Raw genomic sequence first — 17351 nt, 5'->3', positions numbered from 1 at the left:
CTCAAGCGTCGGCTTCGATGGTCTGAATCGCTTCTGACACGCTCTCCGGGGTCGGCGGTTGGTCCTCGGGCTGCCACCGCTGCAGCAAAAGCACCGTCGCGCCGCGCAGCATCCGGACGTAGTCGTCGACTTCGCTCTTCTTGTAGGACTCGATGCGCGAGGCAATGTCGGGTACCAGCGGCTTGATGGCGGTGGCGATGCTGAGGCCGAGGCCCCCCTCAGTGCTCGCGCTCTCGTCGAGCAGCGCCAGCAGCCGTTCCACGCGCGGGCGGGGCAAGCCCGGATACACATCGGAGAAGTCGCTGAGCAGATCGTCCTTGACAGTCACGGGCAGCGGAGTTCCCCGAACCGGCGACCCGATAAACTCAGATGGCCTCGTTCAGTAAGACGACCCGTCGGCGTAGCGCTCTCCCTGGTAATACCGACCGTTACCTCGGTTCTTCGCTTCATAGGCGGGAGTTGACTGTCGCAGTTCGGCTTCGGACACACCAGCCGCAGATTCTCACGATGATTTTCGTCGCATCGACATCGATGTGGTCGATGTTTAGCGCGAGGCTTGAACAGCGTGCTGACATGAATTGGAGCAGAACACTTTCTGGCTACACCCTGTCGCACTCGCAGCGCGGACAGGACGTCGCCATGACGCGACCCTGAACAGGAGGGCCGACAAGTGAAGAGCCGCGTGAGAGACTCGAACTCTCGACATTCGCTTTACAAGAGCGATGCTCTACCATCTGAGCTAACGCGGCCGGCTCGCTAGAACCCTGGTCATTCTACGGCGTGATGTTGTCCGGAAATGCACGGTACGGCTGCCATGGCGTTCATGCTGCTGAGCGGGGCGGTCGAGCATCTCAATGAGCCCCGCCCTCGCTGCCCGCGGTATCGCCGCACACCCCAGCAGGTATTCACCCAAGAAGTCCCAGGCCTGGCGCGCCGCCGATACGATGAGACAACCTGGAACGAGGTTGTCATGACCGATTCGACCGCCGACTATCCGCTCGAATTCACACAAACCCAGGCGCCGACGGACGGCGCGAGCGGAAACGTGACTCGCACCGGGACATATGAGCCATCGTTCGCCGCGGTCAGCCCGTCGAACCGAATCACACAGATTGAGGTTGGGCAGCAGCTCGACGACTTCGATCTGCTGCTCGAACTGGGCAGCGGCGCATTCGCGCGAGTCTTTCTCGCCCGTCAACGGTCCATGCAACGGCTGGTGGCGGTGAAGATCTCGGCGAATGAAGGCCATGAGCCGCAGGCGCTGGCGCAACTGGATCACGACTACATCGTCCGAGTTTTCGACCAGCGCATCCTGCGCGACCAGAACTGGCGGCTGCTGTACATGCAGTATCTGCCCGGCGGGACACTGCTCGACGTCGTCGAGACGATTCATCGGAGAACTGAGCCCCCGGAAACCGGTCAGACGCTGCTCGACGCGGTCGACAACGCACTGGAGGCGCGAGGGGGAATCCGTCCCACGGAGTCATCCACCCGCGCCGAGCTCGCCTCGCTCCCCTGGCCCGACACCGTCGCGTGGATCGGGAAACGGCTCGCTCAGGCGTTGGACTATGCGAATTCACGAGGCGTGCTTCACCGCGATATCAAGCTGGCGAACGTCCTCCTCGCATCCGACGGCACGCCAAAACTCGCGGACTTCAACATCAGCTTCGCTCGGAACGTAACGGGCGCAAGCCCCTTCGAATACTTCGGCGGCTCACTGTCGTACATGTCCCCGGAGCAACTCCTGGCTTGCCAGCCCGGACACACCCCCGAAATGGCGGCCCTCGACGCCCGCAGCGACATTTACTCCCTCGCTGTCGTGCTGTGGGAGTTACTCACCGGTCAGAAGCCGTTCGACGATTCTGAAGCACAAGCCGCGCGGGCAGGCGCGGACGGAGCGATCGGCGACACCACCGCCCTCGATCTCATGCTGAAAGCCCGCTCACAGGGGGTGTCTCCACCAGCACTCGCAGCTCTGCCTGCGAACTGTCCTTCCGCTTTGCAGAGAGTTCTGATGAAGGCGTTGAGCGCCAATCGTGATCAGCGTTGGGCGTCGGGCGCCGAACTCGCCGAGCAGCTCCAACTCTGTCTTGATCCGCAAGCTCGTGACCTGGTGGATCCGCTTGCCCGAAGCTGGCGGCTGCGACTACGACCGTTCTTTGTGCCAATCGCCTTCCTGGCCATCATGATTCCCAACCTGTTGGCCAGCGCGTACAACATCCAGCACAATCAGCTGCTCATCGTCAGTCAGCTTTCCGAGCAGGCGCAGGGCCGGTTCATGTTGGTCACCACGGTTGTCAACGCGGTGTTCTTCCCGCTCGGCGCTGCGGTGCTGCTCTATTGGTATCGCTACATCATCCTGGTCCCGCGCCGCCTGCGACACGGGCTGGCGCCGCCCGCAGAAACCTTGGCCCGCGCACGCCACGACTGTCTTGTCGCAGGCGATCGGGCAGTGTTCATCGTGTTCGGTTTGTGGTTGCTGTCAGGTTTGACATTCCCGTTGACCATGCAGTTCGCCGCGGGCGGGATACCTGGTAGGTCTGCGATTCACTTCTTCGGGTCCCTCACGATGTGTGGCGCTATCGCGATCGCCTACCCGTTCTTTCTGTTCACCTTTTACATAGTGCGCAGCGTCTATCCGGAGCTGGTCGCACACGGACAGACGAACCCGGGAGAAGCCGAAGAGCTAAGAGCACTCAACCGCCGACTACCCCGCTATCTGGCGGTTGCGGCCTCTGTACCGTTGTTCGGCGTCGTCGCCGTGACCTTCCTGACTCCTGCCGAGATCGCGAAGGTCATCGTGGCGATCCGCGTTCTGTGCGTCGGAGGAATCGCCGGTTTCGTGCTCGCATATTGGCTGTCACGGCAGATCGAATCGGACATCCGAGCACTCGAGAGAGTGATACGCAGACGAGCACCACATTAGCCTGCGCCTCTAGGCTCAGCTCGCAGCAGCGAGGACAGATTCCTTGACCTCACTTCGCAAGGCCTCCAGTGCTTTCGCGAGCAGCCGCGAGACATGCATCTGCGAACAGCCGATCTGCGCGGCGATCTGGCTCTGCGTCATGTCATCGAAGAAGCGCAACGTCAGCACCTCACGTTGTTTGTCGGGCAGGGCGGCGATCAATGGCCGCACGGTCTCGACGTCGAGCACCTTCTCGTAACCGGCGTCGTCGCTGCCGAATCCGTCGCCGATGGATGCCGATTCGTCGTCACGCATCGCCGGGATATCGGTCGACAACGTCGAATAGTTGGAGCCGGCAATCGCCGCCTGCACCACCTGCTCGCGGTCGACACCGAGATGCTCGGCGATCTCCGTCGCGGTCGGCGCGCGGTTCAGACCCTGCGCCAGCGTGGCAGTCGCCTTATTGACCCTCATCTGGAGGTCCTTGACGGTGCGCGGCACCTTCACCGCCCACGCGTGGTCCCGGAAGTGCCTGCGGACCTCGCCCATCATCGTCGGCACGGCAAAGGACAGGAATTCCGTCCCGTTGTCGATGTCGAACCGGTTGAGCGCATTGACCAGGCCGACGCGAGCGGCCTGCACCAGGTCTTCATGTGCCTCGCCACGGTTGCGATAGCGCCGCGCGATGTGATCGGCCAGCGGAAGGCAGCGCTGACAGATCAGGTCGCGCTGCCGTCGGTAGGCGTTCGACCCCTCATCGAGGGTCTTGAGGTGACGGAACATCTCCGTCACGTCTGAGTAGTCGGAATTGGGTCCAGCCACGGGTACATCCGTCCCTAGGAAGTGGAATGGCGGGCTCGGATCTGAACCTGATCGAGCACGTATACCCACATGTTGACCAGCCGAAACGACCCTCCACCTCGCCCGAGGTTGCAGCGGTGCCGCACAGAGCCTGGTCGGCGACTTCTAAGCTGCTGGACATGAACGTCTGGACCCGGAACAACATCAAGATCGTTGGTCGCCAGAGCGGTCCGACTCTGTTCCTAGTCCACGGGTTCGGCTGCGACCAGAACTTGTGGCGCCTCATCGTCGGCCGGTTGCAGGCCGACTTCCGGATCGTGTTGATGGACCACGTCGGTTCCGGCGCATCGGACCCGAAGGCGTGGGACGAGACCAAGTACGCATCGTTGGACGGCTACGCCGACGACATCGCCGAGATACTGCGCGACCTCGACCTGCGCGATGTGGTGTTCGTCGGGCACTCGGTGGCGGCGATGATCGGTGTTCTCGCAGTGATCAGCGAGCCCGAACGGATCGCCAAACTTGTCATGATCACACCATCGCCTCGCTACATCGACGACGACGGATACCGGGGCGGATTCTCGAGGGCGGACATCGACGAACTGCTGGAGTCACTGGAACTCAACTACCTCGGCTGGTCGGAAGCCATGGCCCCGGTGATCATGGGCAACGCGGACCGACCGGAGCTGGCCGCGGAACTGGAGGCGTCGTTCTGCCGAACCAACCCCGACTGCGCACGCGTGTTCGCGCGTGCGACGTTTCTATCCGACAACCGCACCGACCTCCCGAAGGTTTCGGTGCCCACCCTGATACTGGAGTGTGCCGAAGACGCGATCGCCCCGGCGACCGTCGGAGCCTATGTGCATCAACACATTTCCGGCAGTCGGCTGATCACACTCGATGCGACCGGGCACTGTCCTCACGTCAGCGCCCCAGACGAAACGGCCGAAGCGATCGCCGAATTCGCATGTTCGACATGACCGAGTCGGACCTCGGCGATCATTGGGAGAACGCGCCGTCCGGAAACGCGATCGCACATCCGAACGGACGCATCATCCGCGCCAACGCAACGTTGGCCGACTGGCTCGGTTACGAGCGAAACGGTCTGCAGGGCAAGCTGATCACCGACCTACTGACCGTGGGTGGACGCCTGCACTACGACACCCACTTCCGGGCGATCCTGCGGATGAGCGGCAAACTCGACGGAGTCACGCTGGACTTCCTGACCGCCGACGGCACCCGGATCCCCATCTTCCTGACTGCCAACGTGAAGTACGACGCCGACGGCAAGCCGGAGCTGCTGCGCCTCACGGCGGTCGACGCCAAGGACCGGCGATCGTACGAACGCGAACTACTCGCGCAACGCGAGCGCGCCGAGACCGAACGCAGCCGCGTGCAGGCATTCGCCGAAACCCTGCGCCGCTCACTGCTTCCGCCGCTCCTGGCGCCGCCGCCGGGATTGGATGCCGCCGCCTACTACCACACCGCCTCGGAGGACGACGTCGGCGGCGACTTCTACGACCTGTTCCCGCTCTCGCGAACGACGTGGGGATTCTTCCTCGGCGATGTCGCCGGCAAGGGGGTAGACGCCGCTGTCGTCGCGGGCCTGGCGCGGTACGTGCTGCGGTCGGCCGCGGTGGCCGACCATGACCCGGTGAAGGCGCTGCGCGTGCTCAACTCGGTGCTCATGCAGGACGTCGAGGTCGGCGGTAACCGCCTGTGCACCGTGATCGACGGCAACCTCACCATGTGCGGCAACGGTTTCGACGTGGAACTCGCCAGCGGCGGCCACCCGCCGCCACTGCTCCTCAACGCGGACGGTTCGGCGTACTACGCCGACACCGTCGGCGGCCACGCCACCGGGATCACCGACAAGGCGCGATTCGTCGCCCACAAATTCCATCTGTCGCCGGGCGACACCATGGTGCTCTACACCGACGGCTTGACCGAGGCGAACACGGGAATCGGGCACGAGCGCTATGACGACGAAGGGGCCCTGCTTGCGTTCGTCGACGAGCGCGCCCCCGCCACGGCCGACACCATCGTCAACGCTTTGAAGGAATTACTCACCAGCTTCGGGCCCGGAGTCAAAGACGATGCAGCGGTGCTCGCCTTTGGGGTTCCCGCGAACGCCTGATCAGGTCTCGTCGGCGACGTCGTGGCGATCCTGATGGCCGCCCGGGGCCTCGGGATCGTCGTCCCGGTGGTCCAGATCGTCCTGCAGTGCGCGCTGTTCCTCGGTCACCCTGGTGGCGTCCTTCGGCGTGGCCGGCGGATCGTTCTGCGTTGACATTCGAGCAGGATCGACCACTTGCCGCACGACGAAACCCGGTGTGATGGGAAGTACATTGCTAGGGGGCTAACTATTAGCCCACGATGGAAAGGTGACCACTTCCACGCCGTCCCGCGTCGACCCGCTGGCGCTCGAACAGCAGGTGTGCTTCGCGCTCGCGGTTACCCACAGGGCCGTGCTGGCGATCTACCGCCCGCTGCTCGAACCACTCGGCCTCACCCACCCGCAGTATCTGGTCATGCTGACGTTGTGGGACCACTACAAGACCGCGGGCACGGGCGAGCCGCCCACGAAGCCGCTTTCGGTCAAAGACATCGCACGCACCTTGCAACTCGACTCGGCGACGCTGTCGCCGATGCTCAAACGCCTCGAGTCGCTCGGCTTGATCACCCGGGCCCGCAGCGCCGTCGACGAGCGCGCCACCGATGTGCGCCTCACCGAGGAGGGCGAGCACTTACGCAAACGTGCGCTCGACATTCCGCTTGCCGTCGTCGAACGCCTGGGTGTCGACCTTTCCGAACTCGAAAATCTCCGCAATGTGTTGAACCGCGTGAACACCGCTGCGCTCGCGGCGGGCGCACTCGACACCTGACTACCCGAGGAGGATCCGTGGCTGCGGCCCGCCCCAATATCATTCAGTACATCGCCTATTCGTACGGGCGCCGACTGCCGGATTCCATGCGCGAGTGGGTCGCACGCGACCTGGCCGGACCGGGCGCGCTCCGCCGTCACATGATCCGGATGGCGATACCGCCCTTCCTGGTTCTGGCTCCCTTCTGGCTGCTGCCGGCGTCGTTCTACGTACACCTGGAGATGACGGCGCCGATCTACATCTGGGCGATCCTGATGGCGCTGGCACTCAACAAGATCTGGCGCCGCCATCGCCTCGCCCAACACGGGCTCGACCAGAACCTGGTCGACGAGATCAGGCGCAAGAAGGACGCGCGGATGCACGAGGACTACGTCCGCCGCTTCGGCCCGCGCCCCGAAGAAGCACGCTGGCAGCAGAACAGCAGTCCGTTCTAGCGCACGGGCGCGCCGCGTCTCTTGACCTTTGCGACGACGACATCGGTGAGCACGAACACCAGCAGGCTGAGGCCGAACAGCGGTAGCGCCCAGCCCAGCGCGGCCACGCCGGCGACAAGCGCGGTGACTGCGGCCGGGTGCAGGCCGCGCAGCGCGCCACGGACGGGCGGGGGTCCGGCCGCCCAGGACGATCCCCTCGTCGGCCTGCGTTGCCACCACATGAGGTAGCCGCGGACGATGATCGCGATCAACCCAATTGCCGTGAGCGCCAACAGGATCTGGTTCACCACTCCGAACAGCACACCCATGTGGGCGTCGATCGCCCAGTCGGTGAGCTGGGCCAGAAAGGGCCAGTCGGAGAAGTCGACACGATCGGTCACGACGCCCGTGGCAGGGTCGACCGAGACCGCGTCGTGGCGGGTGGGCCAGTCACGCTTGTTCTCGGCGACCTGCCAGCCCTGGCCCTCGTGCGCGGGCGGATACATCCACATCGGCGCACGCAAGCCCGCACCGACGGCGGCGTGCAGTGCGGTGTCCGCACCGCGCAACATTGCGTCGCCGCCCGCCGTGGGCGACAGGTCGTGCTGATGCCCGGCCGGGGCCCCGGTGTGGGGTCGTGTCAGCGCGGTGTCGACCGACGGCGCTGCGGTGTTCAGCCTCTCCTGCAACAGATTGACCGTCTCACCGCCGTACCGGGACCAGGTTATGCCGGTGACCGACAGCCCGAGCAGCGCCACGATGATCCAAACGCCAACGGCGCCATGCCAGGACAGGGTGCGCCGGCGGCCCTTCTTGTCGCGGTCGGGTAGCGCGATGCGACGCAGCTTTCCGGTGTCGCGACGGTGGATGTACCACAGCGCCAGACCTGCCAGCGCGATCACTGTCAACCAGCTGGCCGCGAGCTCACTGTAGTTGCGGCCCAGTGCACCGAGGTGCAGGTTGCGATGCAATTCGTCGAACCAGGCGCGAACGGGCAGCCACTGACCGTAGGTGGTCAGCGCGCCCCGGACCTCACCGCTGTACGGGTCGACGAACACCGTCCGCGCATAGTCGGGCGGCACATCGTCGACGGCGAGAACGACACGCGTCGTCTCGTCGGGCGAAGCGGGTGGTCCGATGCGCTGCACCACCCCTTCGGGGTGCGCGGCACGCGCGGCACGAATCTGCTCGGCCAGTGGGAGCCGTTGCTCACCGACCTGGTCGACGGTGAGGTGGTGCCGGTAGACCGCCTCGTCGATCTGCGGAATGACGGCGTACAACAGTCCGGTTATCGCGGCGATCAGTAGGAACGGGCCGACGAAAACGCCGGCGTAGAAATGCAATCGGAGGAGAAGTTGACGTAGGCCCCGCGGTCGCTGACGCGCGGGCATGCCGAGGGTAGGGGTCGTTGTCATGAGTGTGCGAGCCTTCAGCCAATGACCCGCCGAGCACGCTCGACGGATCGAATTCGAGGTGACGGAGTGTTCAATAACGCCGCGACGACGGTCGCGGCCGATCGATCGGCGGCGGGCTAACCCGCGGTCGTGCACAGGCGCGGCGGAGCGCGCATGCCGAGCCCGTAATTACCTAGAACTGACTCGGCGACAACGGTTTTGACATCTCGGTCCAGCCTGCGCGCACGGGGAGGCACGGCGAGCGTGGCGAAGATGCGCAGCCACCGCACTACGGATACGCAGACGACGTACAGGTACTCCACGGCGGCGATCACCGCTCCGAGCACGATCGCGGCCCCGACGTGGGCCGCCACCATGGCGGGCGTGAACCCGAGCGCAATTGCTGTGTGGACGTGTCCCCCCGCGACGACGAACGCCAAGTGGCCGAGGACCTGCGCGACACTCAGCGCCCCGGCGACGCCGATCACCCGCGCGCGACGCCCGTCGAGCACCGGCCTTGCGGCACCGGCCCCGACCGTGGCACAGACGAGCATCGCAACGATCAGCGCCGAACCCCGCGGCAGCTGCCCACCCGCGAACGTGTGCGCGGTCGCGGTCAACACGGCCGAACACGCACCGATCAGACCCCCGCGCACCCAACGTGCGCGCGACCCGGGCGTGTTCACCCGCCGAACTCTACCGGCGGCCCGACCGGGTCACCCTTCGACCACCACACCGGCGGCGTCCTCCATCGGTTTCACCACCACGGTGAAGTCGGACTCGGCTCCCTCAGCCGCCATCGTCGCCTCCCATACCTGCGCGACGGCATCGGCCACCTCGGTCGGCAGGCCCAGCGCCTTGGCCTCGTCGAGGTAGAGCCTGACGTCCTTGACCATCAGCCCCGTCGCGAAGCCGTAATCGAACGTGCGCGACAGCACCGCCCTTGGGAACTTGTCCCGACTGGCGTGCGTGCCGCCGGAACCGGCGTTGAGGACGTCGATCATCACCTGTGCGTCGAGGCCCGCTTTCACACCGGCCACCATCGCTTCGGCGGTGACGGCCAACGTCGTCGCGGCGATCACGTTGTTGACGAGTTTCATCGTCTGCGCCGCACCGGGCTTCTCGCTGACGAACGTTGCCCGCCCGATAGTTTCGAAGATGGGCACACACAGCTCGTAGTGTGCCTGCGGCCCCGACACCATGATGGCCAGCGTGCCCGCCTCGGCCCCGTGCACGCCGCCGCTGACGGGGCTATCGAGCGTCGCGATCCCCCGCTCGGCCAGCAGTGTGCTATTGCGCTGTGCCGCGTGGCTTCCCACCGTCGAGAGGTCGATGAATCGTTCGACGGCGGTCCCACCTGCGACATCGGCGACCACCGACTTTGACGCTTGCGGTGTCGGAAGGCTGGCCAGCAGGGTCGGCACGCGATCGGCGACCTCGCGGACGGAGGCCGCAGGCGAAGCCCCGGCTTCGACCGCCCTGTCGACCACCTCCCGGCGGGTGTCGAACACCACGACCCCGTACCCGGCGTCCCGAAGTCGAGCCGCCATCGGGAATCCCATGTTGCCCAGGCCGATGAAGCCGACGTCCATGCCGTACTACCGCTCTTCGATCTCGTCGAATGTCGCGCGGGCGATACGGAAGGCGTCCACCGCGGCGGGAACACCCGCGTACACCGCGACCTGCATGAAGATCTCGCGGATCTCCTCGCGGGACACGCCGTTGGTGAGTGCGCCCCTGACATGCGTCCGTAATTCGTTGGGGCGGTTCAACACCGCGAGCATCGCGAGATTAAGCATGCTGCGGGTCTTGCGGGGCAGGGCGTCGCGGCCCCACACCGCCCCCCAGCAGTACTCGGTCACCAGATCCTGGAACGGCCCCGTGAAGTCGTCCGCGCCAGCCGTCGCATTCTGCACATATGCCTCACCGAGCACCGCGGTGCGGATCTCTCGGCCCTTGTCATACACGTCTCGGTCCACCACACGAGAGTGGCAGACCCAGACTCGCGGCGTCAGCCGGCCGGAGCAGGCGCCGGCGCAGGAGCGGGTGCGGGTGCGGGTGGCGGCCCGGGCGCAGGAGCCGCGAAGACCTCGGGCCCGCGGGGCGCCGGAGGTGCCGCGGGGACCGGCGCCGGCGGCGGTGTCGCGTCGGGATTCAACCGCGCCACGGCATACGCCGCACCCTCGTTCGTCATCCCGTTGAAGGCGTACGAGTTGTGCGCGATGGGCGGCAGCCCGGGGGGAGCACCGTTGCAGATCGTGTCGCCCTGGGCGCAAAGGTCGAGGGTCTTGCCGGTGTACGACGGGCCGATCACGATCGGCGGAGCACCGATGTCCTGCATGAACTGCTCGGACGGCTTTCCGAACAGCACCACCGCGGCGACGTGGTCTGCCACGCTCGACGGCATCGGGTTCGGGATGTACTCGCGGTACTCGGCCGGAATCTCCTCGGGTATCTCGGCCGCCGTCACGTAGCCGGCCACGGTCGCGCCCTGCGAGAAGCCGCCGAGCACGACCCGGGTGTCGGGGCAGTTAGCGGCGGTCGACTCCACCTTGGTTCCCGCGTCGCGGATGCCGTCGACGACCGTGCGGGCGAACTGGATGCGGTCGCCGAAGTCGTTGCTGGCCGGGTAGTTCACCGGGTAGACGTCGACGGTGCGACCTCCCGCCTGAGCGCGTAGCGCGTCGACGAACGCCTGTCCGACGCCGCCGACGCCGATCGGCTCGAGTGTCCCGCGAGCGAACACCACCTGGACGTCGGGACAACCCGGCGGCGGGGCCGGCGCAGGTGCGGGCGGAGGGGGTTGTGCCGCCGCGAGCGGGACGGGTGCGGCGAGGAGTGCCGCTACCGGCACGACCAGACCAAGCATCCGAGCGATTCGACGAGCGCCCATTCGACCACTCCTATGTGTTGCGATACGTCTGCCACCAAATTGCGACGTTCGTCATACCCGCTTTGACCCGCACGCAATCAGGAACATCAGCCGTTCGTAGGTTGGTTGACCCTCACCAGCATCTTGCCGATGTTCGCGCCGGTGAACAAGCCGTTCATCGCGTCAACACAGGACTCGATGCCCTCGTAGATCGTCTGGCGGTGCACCAGTCGGCCCTCGGCCGCCCACTGTCGCAGCGGCCCGAACGCCTCATCGAAGCGCCCCCATTCGTCCAGCGCGTTGAACCCCTGCATCAACGCGGTTTTCGACAGCAGGTTGACGTAGTTGGCTGGCCCGGGATGCTCACCGGTCAGATAGCTCGAGATGACCCCGCAGAGCACAACTCTCGCCTTGTGCGCCAGACGGCCGAGCACCGCGTCGAGGATCGGGCCGCCGACGTTGTCGAAGTACACGTCGACACCTCTGGGGCAGTGCTCCTTCAACGCCGCGGGCAGGTTGACCTCGCGATAGTCGATGCACGCGTCGAACCCGAAGTCCTCCACGACGGCCCGGCACTTCTCCGGTCCGCCCGCGATGCCCACCACGCGGGCACCGGCGATCTTCGCGATCTGGCCCGCGACCGAACCGGTGGCGCCCGCCGCTGCCGAGACCACCACCGTCTCGCCGGGCTGCGGCTTGCCGATACCGACCATCCCGAAGTACGCCGTCGCACCGGTCGGGCCGTACACCGACATCACCGCGAGTTGGTCGACGTCCGGACCGGGCACCGGCGTGGTGAAGATGTCGTCGCGGCTGATGACGTACTCCTGGAATCCGGTCAGCGTCGTCACGACGTCCCCGACGGCGTACGCATCGCAGCGCGACGCCACCACCTCGCCGATTCCCGCCGCACGGATGACCTCGCCGAGTTGCACCGGAGGCAGGTAGCCCGGCTGGTCGTTCAACCAGGTGCGGGCCGCCGCGTCGATGCCGATGTAAGTCGTCCGCACCAGCGCCTCACCGTCGGCGGGCTCCGGTGCCGGCGTGCTGATCAACTCCGTGTCGTCGGGCTGCACCAGCCCGACGGGTCTGCGGCGCAACACGATTTGGCGATTCATCAGCTCGGCCACGACGCGAACCTACCCAATGGGCGCCCCGCTGTGGGCGTCTGTCGCCTCGACGATCTCGCGGGTGAACCTTCGACTCGCGAGGAGATAGCAGACAAGCGCGATCACTTGGAACAGCGGAACTATCAGCAGGGCGCGCCCGAGCGACAGCGCGCCGAGGTCGTCCTTCAGCGCATCGCTGAGCACGCCCGTGAAGAACGGGCCGGCCGAACCGAGGATTGCGCCGAAGAACAGGAAGATCGCCGAGGCCGTCGCGCGCTGTTCGACCCGGGCGAGGCGTTGGATGGCCGCGATCGAAGGCGCCATGTGCGCCGTGCCGACGACGTAACTCAGCGAGATGAACCAGATGCACAACGTCCGGTTGTCCACCGTGAATGCCAGTGCCGAGAACGGGAGCAACGCCGCGGTCATCACGGCGACGAGCCACAACAGCCACCGGGGATCGCGGGCGGACAACCGGTCGGCGACCCGACCGACGATCAGGAGGCCGACGATTCCCGTCAGCCCGCTGGCGACGCCGTATTGCACACCGACCTCATCCAGCTCCATACCGCGGGTGCGGACCAGATATGCGGGGGCGAACGCCGTCAGCGAGTAGCCCGCCACCGAGATGCACGACGCGCCGACGACGACGCCGACGAAGCTGCCTTTGCGCATCAGATCCCACGCCCGGGCAGGGACGCCGGTGTCGACGGCGACAGGGGCGGGCATCGACTGCCTGCGCCCGAGCGCGATGAGGATCAGCGGCGCGAAGGCCACGCTGATCGCACCCATGACCACGAAAGCCATTCGCCAGCCCAGTGATTGGGCGAGTAGGCCGCCGCCGATGAGGCTGGCCGCGCTCGCGAGCGGAATCGCCAGCGTTATCACCGCCAGCGGCGCCGCGCGGCGTTCCGGAGCAAAATTGCGCGCGACGTACGCATGCGCCGCCGGTGTGCTGCCCGCCTCGCCGATCGCCACGCCCACCCGGGTGAGCGCCAGCTGGAAGCCCGATTGCACGGCCCCGGCCAGCATCGTCATTGCGCCCCACAGCGTCAGGCACGTCGACACCACCAGTCCGAAGGCGCCGCGGTCGGCGATGCGGGCGATCAGGAGTCCGAGCACCGCGTAGACGGCCAGGAAGCCGAACCCGTTGATCACGCCGAGCGCGGTGTCGGACAGGTCCAGATCGGCCCCGATCGGTTCGGCGAGAACCGCGGGCAGGAACCGGTCCGCGTAGTTCAGCGTGCCGACGATCGCGAGGAGGGCGACGGCCACCCAGGCTCGCCGCGTGCCGTGGGTGTCGCTAACCGGGGCGAGCTGTGCAGTAGCCATGACGGGGCAGCTTTTCAGACTTGTCTCAATCCGGGGATTAATTGGATTGCAAGGGGGTAAATAACCGGCATGCCCGAAGCCGATGAAGTCACCGCGGTCGCGATCTGCGGCGGATGTGGTTACCCGACACTCGGGCCCAACCTGTGCTCCTACTGCCAAGCCATGACAGCGGATCCGGCCGCAGCCTGACGGGCTAATAGTTCACAGGGACGTCGAGTATCGGGTGCGGTCCGTTTGCGCTCGCTGCGTCGAAGTGCCACCACTCGCCGTCGTACACCGTGAGATCCCCCGCCGCCATCGCCTTCCGTAAACGCGCGCGGTTGGCCCTCGCGGCCGGTGTGACTCCTTCGGAGGCGTACGCGCGGGCGCGTGAAGTGAAGTCGTCGAATCCGGTGCCCATGTCGATGAGGGAACCGTCGCGGGCCAACGTCACATCGACCGACAGTGCGGCCTCGTGGCTGCGGGCGTCGGTCCCCGGCCTCGCCACCCAGCTCGGGTCGGGCACCGCCTCGAACATCCGCACCTGCACGTCGTGCGGGCGGTAGCAGTCCCAGAACACCAACACCTCGCCGGCTGCGCGCAAGGTGTCGGCGGCGGCCGCCAACCCGGGCGCCATCGATTCGTGGACCAGGCAACGCGCGTCGGCCGGATACAGCTGCTCGCCGACGAAGTTGTCTGCCGTCGCATACCGAAGGTCGATCACCGCGTCGGGCACGACGCTGCGTACGTCGATGAGCCCGGCCGCCCGAGCCGCATCGGACACCGGCGGCACCGACGCATCCGGCGTCGCGGAGGCCGTCCCGATCACAGGCGACGTCAGCACGAGAGCGGCCGCCGCCGGGCCCGCCCAGGCTCTACGCATTGCGCCTCGTTTCCGGAGTGGAGTAGTCGCCTACGCTAGTCCGCTTCGTCGGCGGAACCGAGCATCGAAGTGTCGTCACGCCGAGGAGGCCCCCATGAGCGTCACCACCAACTTCGACACGGACATCGCCTCGGTCGATCGGCGCAGTCCGAGCGTTTTCGAGGCCGACCTGCCTACTGTTTCCTACGAGGACGCCCCCAGCGCACACGAGGCGCACCGGCGGATCGCCGAGGCACGGAGCGCGGGACCGGTCGTGATGGGCGCTCACGGACCCGAGCTGTTGAGCTACGAAACGGTCCGGGCGGCGCTGCGCGACCACCGCATGTGCGTGCCGCCGGGACTTGGACTCGAGGCTCAGGGCATCACCTCGGGGCCGCTGTGGGACCGCGCGGTCAGCACACTGCTCAGCGTCAATGGCGAGACCCACTCCCGGCTTCGCCGCCTGGTGTGCAAGGCGTTCACGCCGCGCTCGGTGGGGCGGCTCGAGACGACGATCACCGAGATCATCTCCGGTCTTGTCGACCCGCTGGCGGACACGGGGCGCTGCGAGGTCGTGGAGGACATCGCGCGCCCGTATCCGGTGCCGGTCATCGCCGAGCTGCTCGGCGCCCCGAGCGAAGACTGGAAATTGTTCTCCGAGTGGGCCGACGACTTCTTCAAGCTGTTCGAGTGGAACGCGGCCGAACACGAGCCGGTGATTCTGCAAGCCTGGGCCGAGCTCGACGACTACGTCGACGGGATGGTCGCCGAACGTCGCGATTCTCTCACCGACGATCTCATCTCCGAGTTGATCCGCGCCGAGGACGACGGCGACCGGTTGAGCATCGAGGAATTGCGGATGCTGGCGGCGGGCATCCTGATGGCCGGCACCGACACCACCCGCAACCAGCTCGCCGCGGCGGTGGACGTGTTCTGCGACCACCCCGACCAATGGGAGTTGCTCGCCGAACGTCCCGAGCTCGCGATGAACGCCGTCGAGGAGGTGATGCGGTTCTACCCTGTGGTCTTCGGTGCGATGCGGATGACGATCGAGGACGTCTCCTACGACGGCGTGACCATTCCGGCAGGCACCTTCGTGCTGGTCAATACGGCCAGTGCAAACCGGGATCCGAACGCCTACGACGACCCAGAGCGTCTGGACATCACCAGGCAGGGCGCCGCGCCGATGCAGACGTTCGGGGCGGGTGCGCACTACTGCCTCGGCGCCAATCTGGCCCGGCGCGAACTGGCCGAGGCGCTCGTCGTGATGTCCAACCGTATGCGCGATCTGCGGCGCGCCGGGCCCGCGACGTGGAAGCCGTTGGTCGGGATCACCGGCCCGGCGACGCTTCCCATCGCGTTCGACGCGCGCTGACGCGCGGCAAGGCGCCCGACACGTCGGTGGTCGTGTCCCCTAGGCCGCCGGCTCGGCGTAGATCGGCGAAGGCGGTGATGAACGCGTCCGTCGCGGTGTGGGCGTCGGGAAACACCAGATCGTCGCAGAGCACCGAGATGTTGAGCTGATCGGCGTAGCTCCAGACCGTCATGTTCATCGCCGAACCGGCGGCCAGCGGCCCGACCGAGTAGATCTCGGTGACCACCGCTCCGGCGATTCGGCCGCGTTGGCGGGGTCCCGGAACGTTCGACACGATCAGGTTGAACAACTGGTTCGGCGCCTCGCGTTGCGACGTCCACCGGAAGATTGCGCGGGCCGCCGCGGGCGGAACGTATCGCAGACCCTTGCCGACGGTGGCCGGGCCGAGCAGCTCGTTGTCCTCTTTGGCCATCCGTGTGGCTGTTTGGATCACGCGGACCCGATCCAGGGGGTCGGCAATCTGCACCGGCAGGGACACCAGCATGGTGCTCAACTCGTTGCCGGAGATCCGGTCCGGTGAGGTGTCGGTCGAGGCTGGAACGGAGGCGATGAGCGCCTCGTCGGCGCTCCTGTCATGCTCGATGAGCAGGGTGCGCAGCCCGCCGGCGGCGATCGCCAGCACCACGTCGTTGATGGTCGCCTCGAGATGTTTGCTGGTCGCTTTCACCTCGTCGAGCGACAGCGTCGCCGTCGCGAAGGCACGTCCTGCCGAGAGCTTGCGGTTGAGGAAGGTCGGCGGAGGCCTGAATCGTTCTGCGAGTTCCGGATGATGACGACGTTGACGCGCTCGCCGCTGGAGTCGGTAGGCGCCTACGGCGACTTCCTTGAGGACGCCGGGCAGGCCCGCGAGCTGGCGGAGGTGGTCCCGTCCCGCGAACGCGAGCAGACGTGCGGCTGAAGGCGATTCGGCGTCGCGGCCAGGACGGTAGTCCCGCGTCTCGGCGCCTGGCCATTCCATCGCACGGGCCATCAGGTTCGCCGACGCGACGCCGTCGGCCAACGCGTGGTGCACCTTGCCGATCACCGCGACGCGGTTTTCGGCCAGCCCTTCGGCGTAATACAGCTCCCACAGCGGCCGGTTGCGGTCCAGGGGCGTGCTCGCGATCCGCCCGATCAGCGCCTCGAGCCCCGCACGCCCGCGCGGGTCCGGCACGACGACTTTTCGGACGTGATAGCCGAGGTCGATGTCGGCACCTTCGCGCCACACCGGCCGATGCAGGCGCAGAGGAACGTCGACGAGTTCATACCGCAACGGATCCAGGGCAGGCAGGCGCTCGCGGAACGTCTTGAGGAACGCGTCGAACGTCGGCTCCCCCTCGAACAACGATGTGTCGATCACTGCGATCTTGAGCGTATGCTGATGCACGTTCGGCGTCTCGCTGGACAGCAGCAGTGAGTCCCAACCACTGAGGCGCTTCATATCG

Annotated in this window: 17 protein-coding genes, 1 tRNA gene and 2 pseudogenes; 6 read left to right on the top strand and 14 right to left on the bottom strand. The window is 66.4% G+C overall.

Going from position 1 to position 17351, the window contains the following annotated elements; translation table 11 throughout:
- Nucleotide 1: 1 nt before the first annotated feature.
- The 3 genes and pseudogenes from A5650_RS07210 to A5650_RS07205 all read right to left on the bottom strand — a co-directional run bounded on the left by A5650_RS07210 (nt 2) and on the right by A5650_RS07205 (nt 749).
- Nucleotides 2-328 carry a hypothetical protein gene (locus A5650_RS07210; RefSeq protein ID WP_067288177.1) on the bottom strand — a complete coding sequence of 109 codons (327 nt, stop codon included), beginning with the start codon at nt 326-328 and terminating at the stop codon, nt 2-4.
- Nucleotides 329-379: 51 nt separating this feature from the next.
- Nucleotides 380-554, bottom strand: a pseudogene (locus tag A5650_RS27295) (HNH endonuclease); the annotation flags it as partial.
- 122 nt (nt 555-676) lie between these two features.
- Nucleotides 677-749: transfer RNA gene (locus A5650_RS07205), tRNA-Thr, on the bottom strand.
- Nucleotides 750-970: 221 nt separating this feature from the next.
- Here A5650_RS07205 and A5650_RS07200 point away from each other — a divergent pair.
- Nucleotides 971-2926: a serine/threonine-protein kinase gene (locus A5650_RS07200; RefSeq protein ID WP_067288494.1), complete on the top strand. Its 1956-nt coding sequence runs from the start codon at nt 971-973 to the stop codon at nt 2924-2926.
- A gap of 15 nt (nt 2927-2941) precedes the next feature.
- Here the strand turns inward: A5650_RS07200 and A5650_RS07195 are convergent, their stop codons facing one another.
- Nucleotides 2942-3727 (bottom strand): SigB/SigF/SigG family RNA polymerase sigma factor, encoded by a 786-nt coding sequence (locus A5650_RS07195; RefSeq protein WP_156744033.1) that lies wholly within the window; start codon nt 3725-3727, stop codon nt 2942-2944.
- A gap of 158 nt (nt 3728-3885) precedes the next feature.
- On the opposite strand from A5650_RS07195, the gene A5650_RS07190 reads away from it, so the two are divergent.
- Nucleotides 3886-4686, top strand: a complete 801-nt coding sequence (locus A5650_RS07190) for an alpha/beta fold hydrolase (RefSeq protein ID WP_067288173.1) — start codon at nt 3886-3888, stop codon at nt 4684-4686.
- Nucleotides 4683-5843, top strand: a complete 1161-nt coding sequence (locus A5650_RS07185) for a SpoIIE family protein phosphatase (protein WP_067288488.1) — start codon at nt 4683-4685, stop codon at nt 5841-5843. The genes A5650_RS07190 and A5650_RS07185 overlap by 4 nt, the downstream gene beginning before the upstream one ends.
- Here the strand turns inward: A5650_RS07185 and A5650_RS27090 are convergent, their stop codons facing one another.
- On the bottom strand, nt 5844-5999 hold the full coding sequence (locus A5650_RS27090; RefSeq protein WP_197501806.1) for a hypothetical protein: 156 nt from the start codon (nt 5997-5999) through the stop codon (nt 5844-5846). It abuts the gene before it with no gap.
- A gap of 91 nt (nt 6000-6090) precedes the next feature.
- Here A5650_RS27090 and A5650_RS07180 point away from each other — a divergent pair, with 91 nt between their 5' ends.
- Nucleotides 6091-6591, top strand: coding sequence for a MarR family winged helix-turn-helix transcriptional regulator (locus tag A5650_RS07180; RefSeq protein ID WP_067288170.1), 501 nt, complete (start codon nt 6091-6093; stop codon nt 6589-6591).
- Nucleotides 6592-6608: 17 nt separating this feature from the next.
- A complete protein-coding gene (locus A5650_RS07175) occupies nt 6609-7025 on the top strand; it encodes a DUF5313 domain-containing protein (protein ID WP_067288167.1) in 417 nt (138 codons plus the stop codon).
- Here A5650_RS07175 and A5650_RS07170 read toward each other — a convergent pair.
- The 8 genes and pseudogenes from A5650_RS07170 to A5650_RS07135 form a co-directional block, all read right to left on the bottom strand.
- Nucleotides 7022-8419, bottom strand: coding sequence for a PepSY-associated TM helix domain-containing protein (locus A5650_RS07170; protein ID WP_067288164.1), 1398 nt, complete (start codon nt 8417-8419; stop codon nt 7022-7024). The two genes, A5650_RS07175 and A5650_RS07170, sit on opposite strands and share 4 nt — an antisense overlap.
- 116 nt (nt 8420-8535) lie before the next feature.
- Nucleotides 8536-9084 carry a hypothetical protein gene (locus A5650_RS07165; protein ID WP_067288161.1) on the bottom strand — a complete coding sequence of 183 codons (549 nt, stop codon included), beginning with the start codon at nt 9082-9084 and terminating at the stop codon, nt 8536-8538.
- Between the two features lie 30 nt (nt 9085-9114).
- On the bottom strand, nt 9115-9990 hold the full coding sequence (locus A5650_RS07160; protein WP_067288158.1) for an NAD(P)-dependent oxidoreductase: 876 nt from the start codon (nt 9988-9990) through the stop codon (nt 9115-9117).
- A gap of 6 nt (nt 9991-9996) precedes the next feature.
- Nucleotides 9997-10377, bottom strand: a complete 381-nt coding sequence (locus A5650_RS07155; protein WP_067288486.1) for a carboxymuconolactone decarboxylase family protein — start codon at nt 10375-10377, stop codon at nt 9997-9999.
- 176 nt (nt 10378-10553) lie between these two features.
- Nucleotides 10554-11291 (bottom strand): annotated as a pseudogene (locus A5650_RS07150) (cutinase family protein); the annotation flags it as partial.
- A gap of 86 nt (nt 11292-11377) precedes the next feature.
- Nucleotides 11378-12400 (bottom strand): NADP-dependent oxidoreductase, encoded by a 1023-nt coding sequence (locus A5650_RS07145; protein WP_082950640.1) that lies wholly within the window; start codon nt 12398-12400, stop codon nt 11378-11380.
- Nucleotides 12401-12409: 9 nt separating this feature from the next.
- Entirely contained in the window at nt 12410-13711 is a 1302-nt protein-coding gene (locus tag A5650_RS07140) for a spinster family MFS transporter (protein ID WP_067288155.1), read from the bottom strand.
- 193 nt (nt 13712-13904) lie between these two features.
- Entirely contained in the window at nt 13905-14573 is a 669-nt protein-coding gene (locus A5650_RS07135; protein WP_067288152.1) for a M15 family metallopeptidase, read from the bottom strand.
- A 94-nt stretch (nt 14574-14667) separates the two neighbouring features.
- Between A5650_RS07135 and A5650_RS07130 the strand changes: the two genes are divergently transcribed.
- Entirely contained in the window at nt 14668-15927 is a 1260-nt protein-coding gene (locus A5650_RS07130) for a cytochrome P450 (RefSeq protein ID WP_067288149.1), read from the top strand.
- Here A5650_RS07130 and A5650_RS07125 read toward each other — a convergent pair.
- Complete coding sequence (locus A5650_RS07125; RefSeq protein ID WP_067288146.1) at nt 15884-17347, bottom strand: WS/DGAT/MGAT family O-acyltransferase; 1464 nt, start codon at nt 17345-17347, stop codon at nt 15884-15886. The two genes, A5650_RS07130 and A5650_RS07125, sit on opposite strands and share 44 nt — an antisense overlap.
- Nucleotides 17348-17351: the final 4 nt, after the last annotated feature.

Origin of the sequence: Mycobacterium sp. 1164985.4 (assembly GCF_001668575.1) — a bacterium.
Classification (GTDB): domain Bacteria; phylum Actinomycetota; class Actinomycetes; order Mycobacteriales; family Mycobacteriaceae; genus Mycobacterium.
This window is presented reverse-complemented; position numbering and strand designations above follow the sequence as displayed.

Coding starts and splice junctions, on each gene's coding strand:
- A5650_RS07200 (WP_067288494.1), top strand. CDS start 971: ATGACCGATTCGACCGCCGACTATCCGCTCGAATTCACACAAACCCAG.
- A5650_RS07190 (WP_067288173.1), top strand. CDS start 3,886: ATGAACGTCTGGACCCGGAACAACATCAAGATCGTTGGTCGCCAGAGC.
- A5650_RS07185 (WP_067288488.1), top strand. CDS start 4,683: ATGACCGAGTCGGACCTCGGCGATCATTGGGAGAACGCGCCGTCCGGA.
- A5650_RS27090 (WP_197501806.1), bottom strand. CDS start 5,999: ATGTCAACGCAGAACGATCCGCCGGCCACGCCGAAGGACGCCACCAGG.
- A5650_RS07170 (WP_067288164.1), bottom strand. CDS start 8,419: ATGACAACGACCCCTACCCTCGGCATGCCCGCGCGTCAGCGACCGCGG.
- A5650_RS07160 (WP_067288158.1), bottom strand. CDS start 9,990: ATGGACGTCGGCTTCATCGGCCTGGGCAACATGGGATTCCCGATGGCG.
- A5650_RS07140 (WP_067288155.1), bottom strand. CDS start 13,711: ATGGCTACTGCACAGCTCGCCCCGGTTAGCGACACCCACGGCACGCGG.
- A5650_RS07135 (WP_067288152.1), bottom strand. CDS start 14,573: ATGCGTAGAGCCTGGGCGGGCCCGGCGGCGGCCGCTCTCGTGCTGACG.
- A5650_RS07130 (WP_067288149.1), top strand. CDS start 14,668: ATGAGCGTCACCACCAACTTCGACACGGACATCGCCTCGGTCGATCGG.
- A5650_RS07125 (WP_067288146.1), bottom strand. CDS start 17,347: ATGAAGCGCCTCAGTGGTTGGGACTCACTGCTGCTGTCCAGCGAGACG.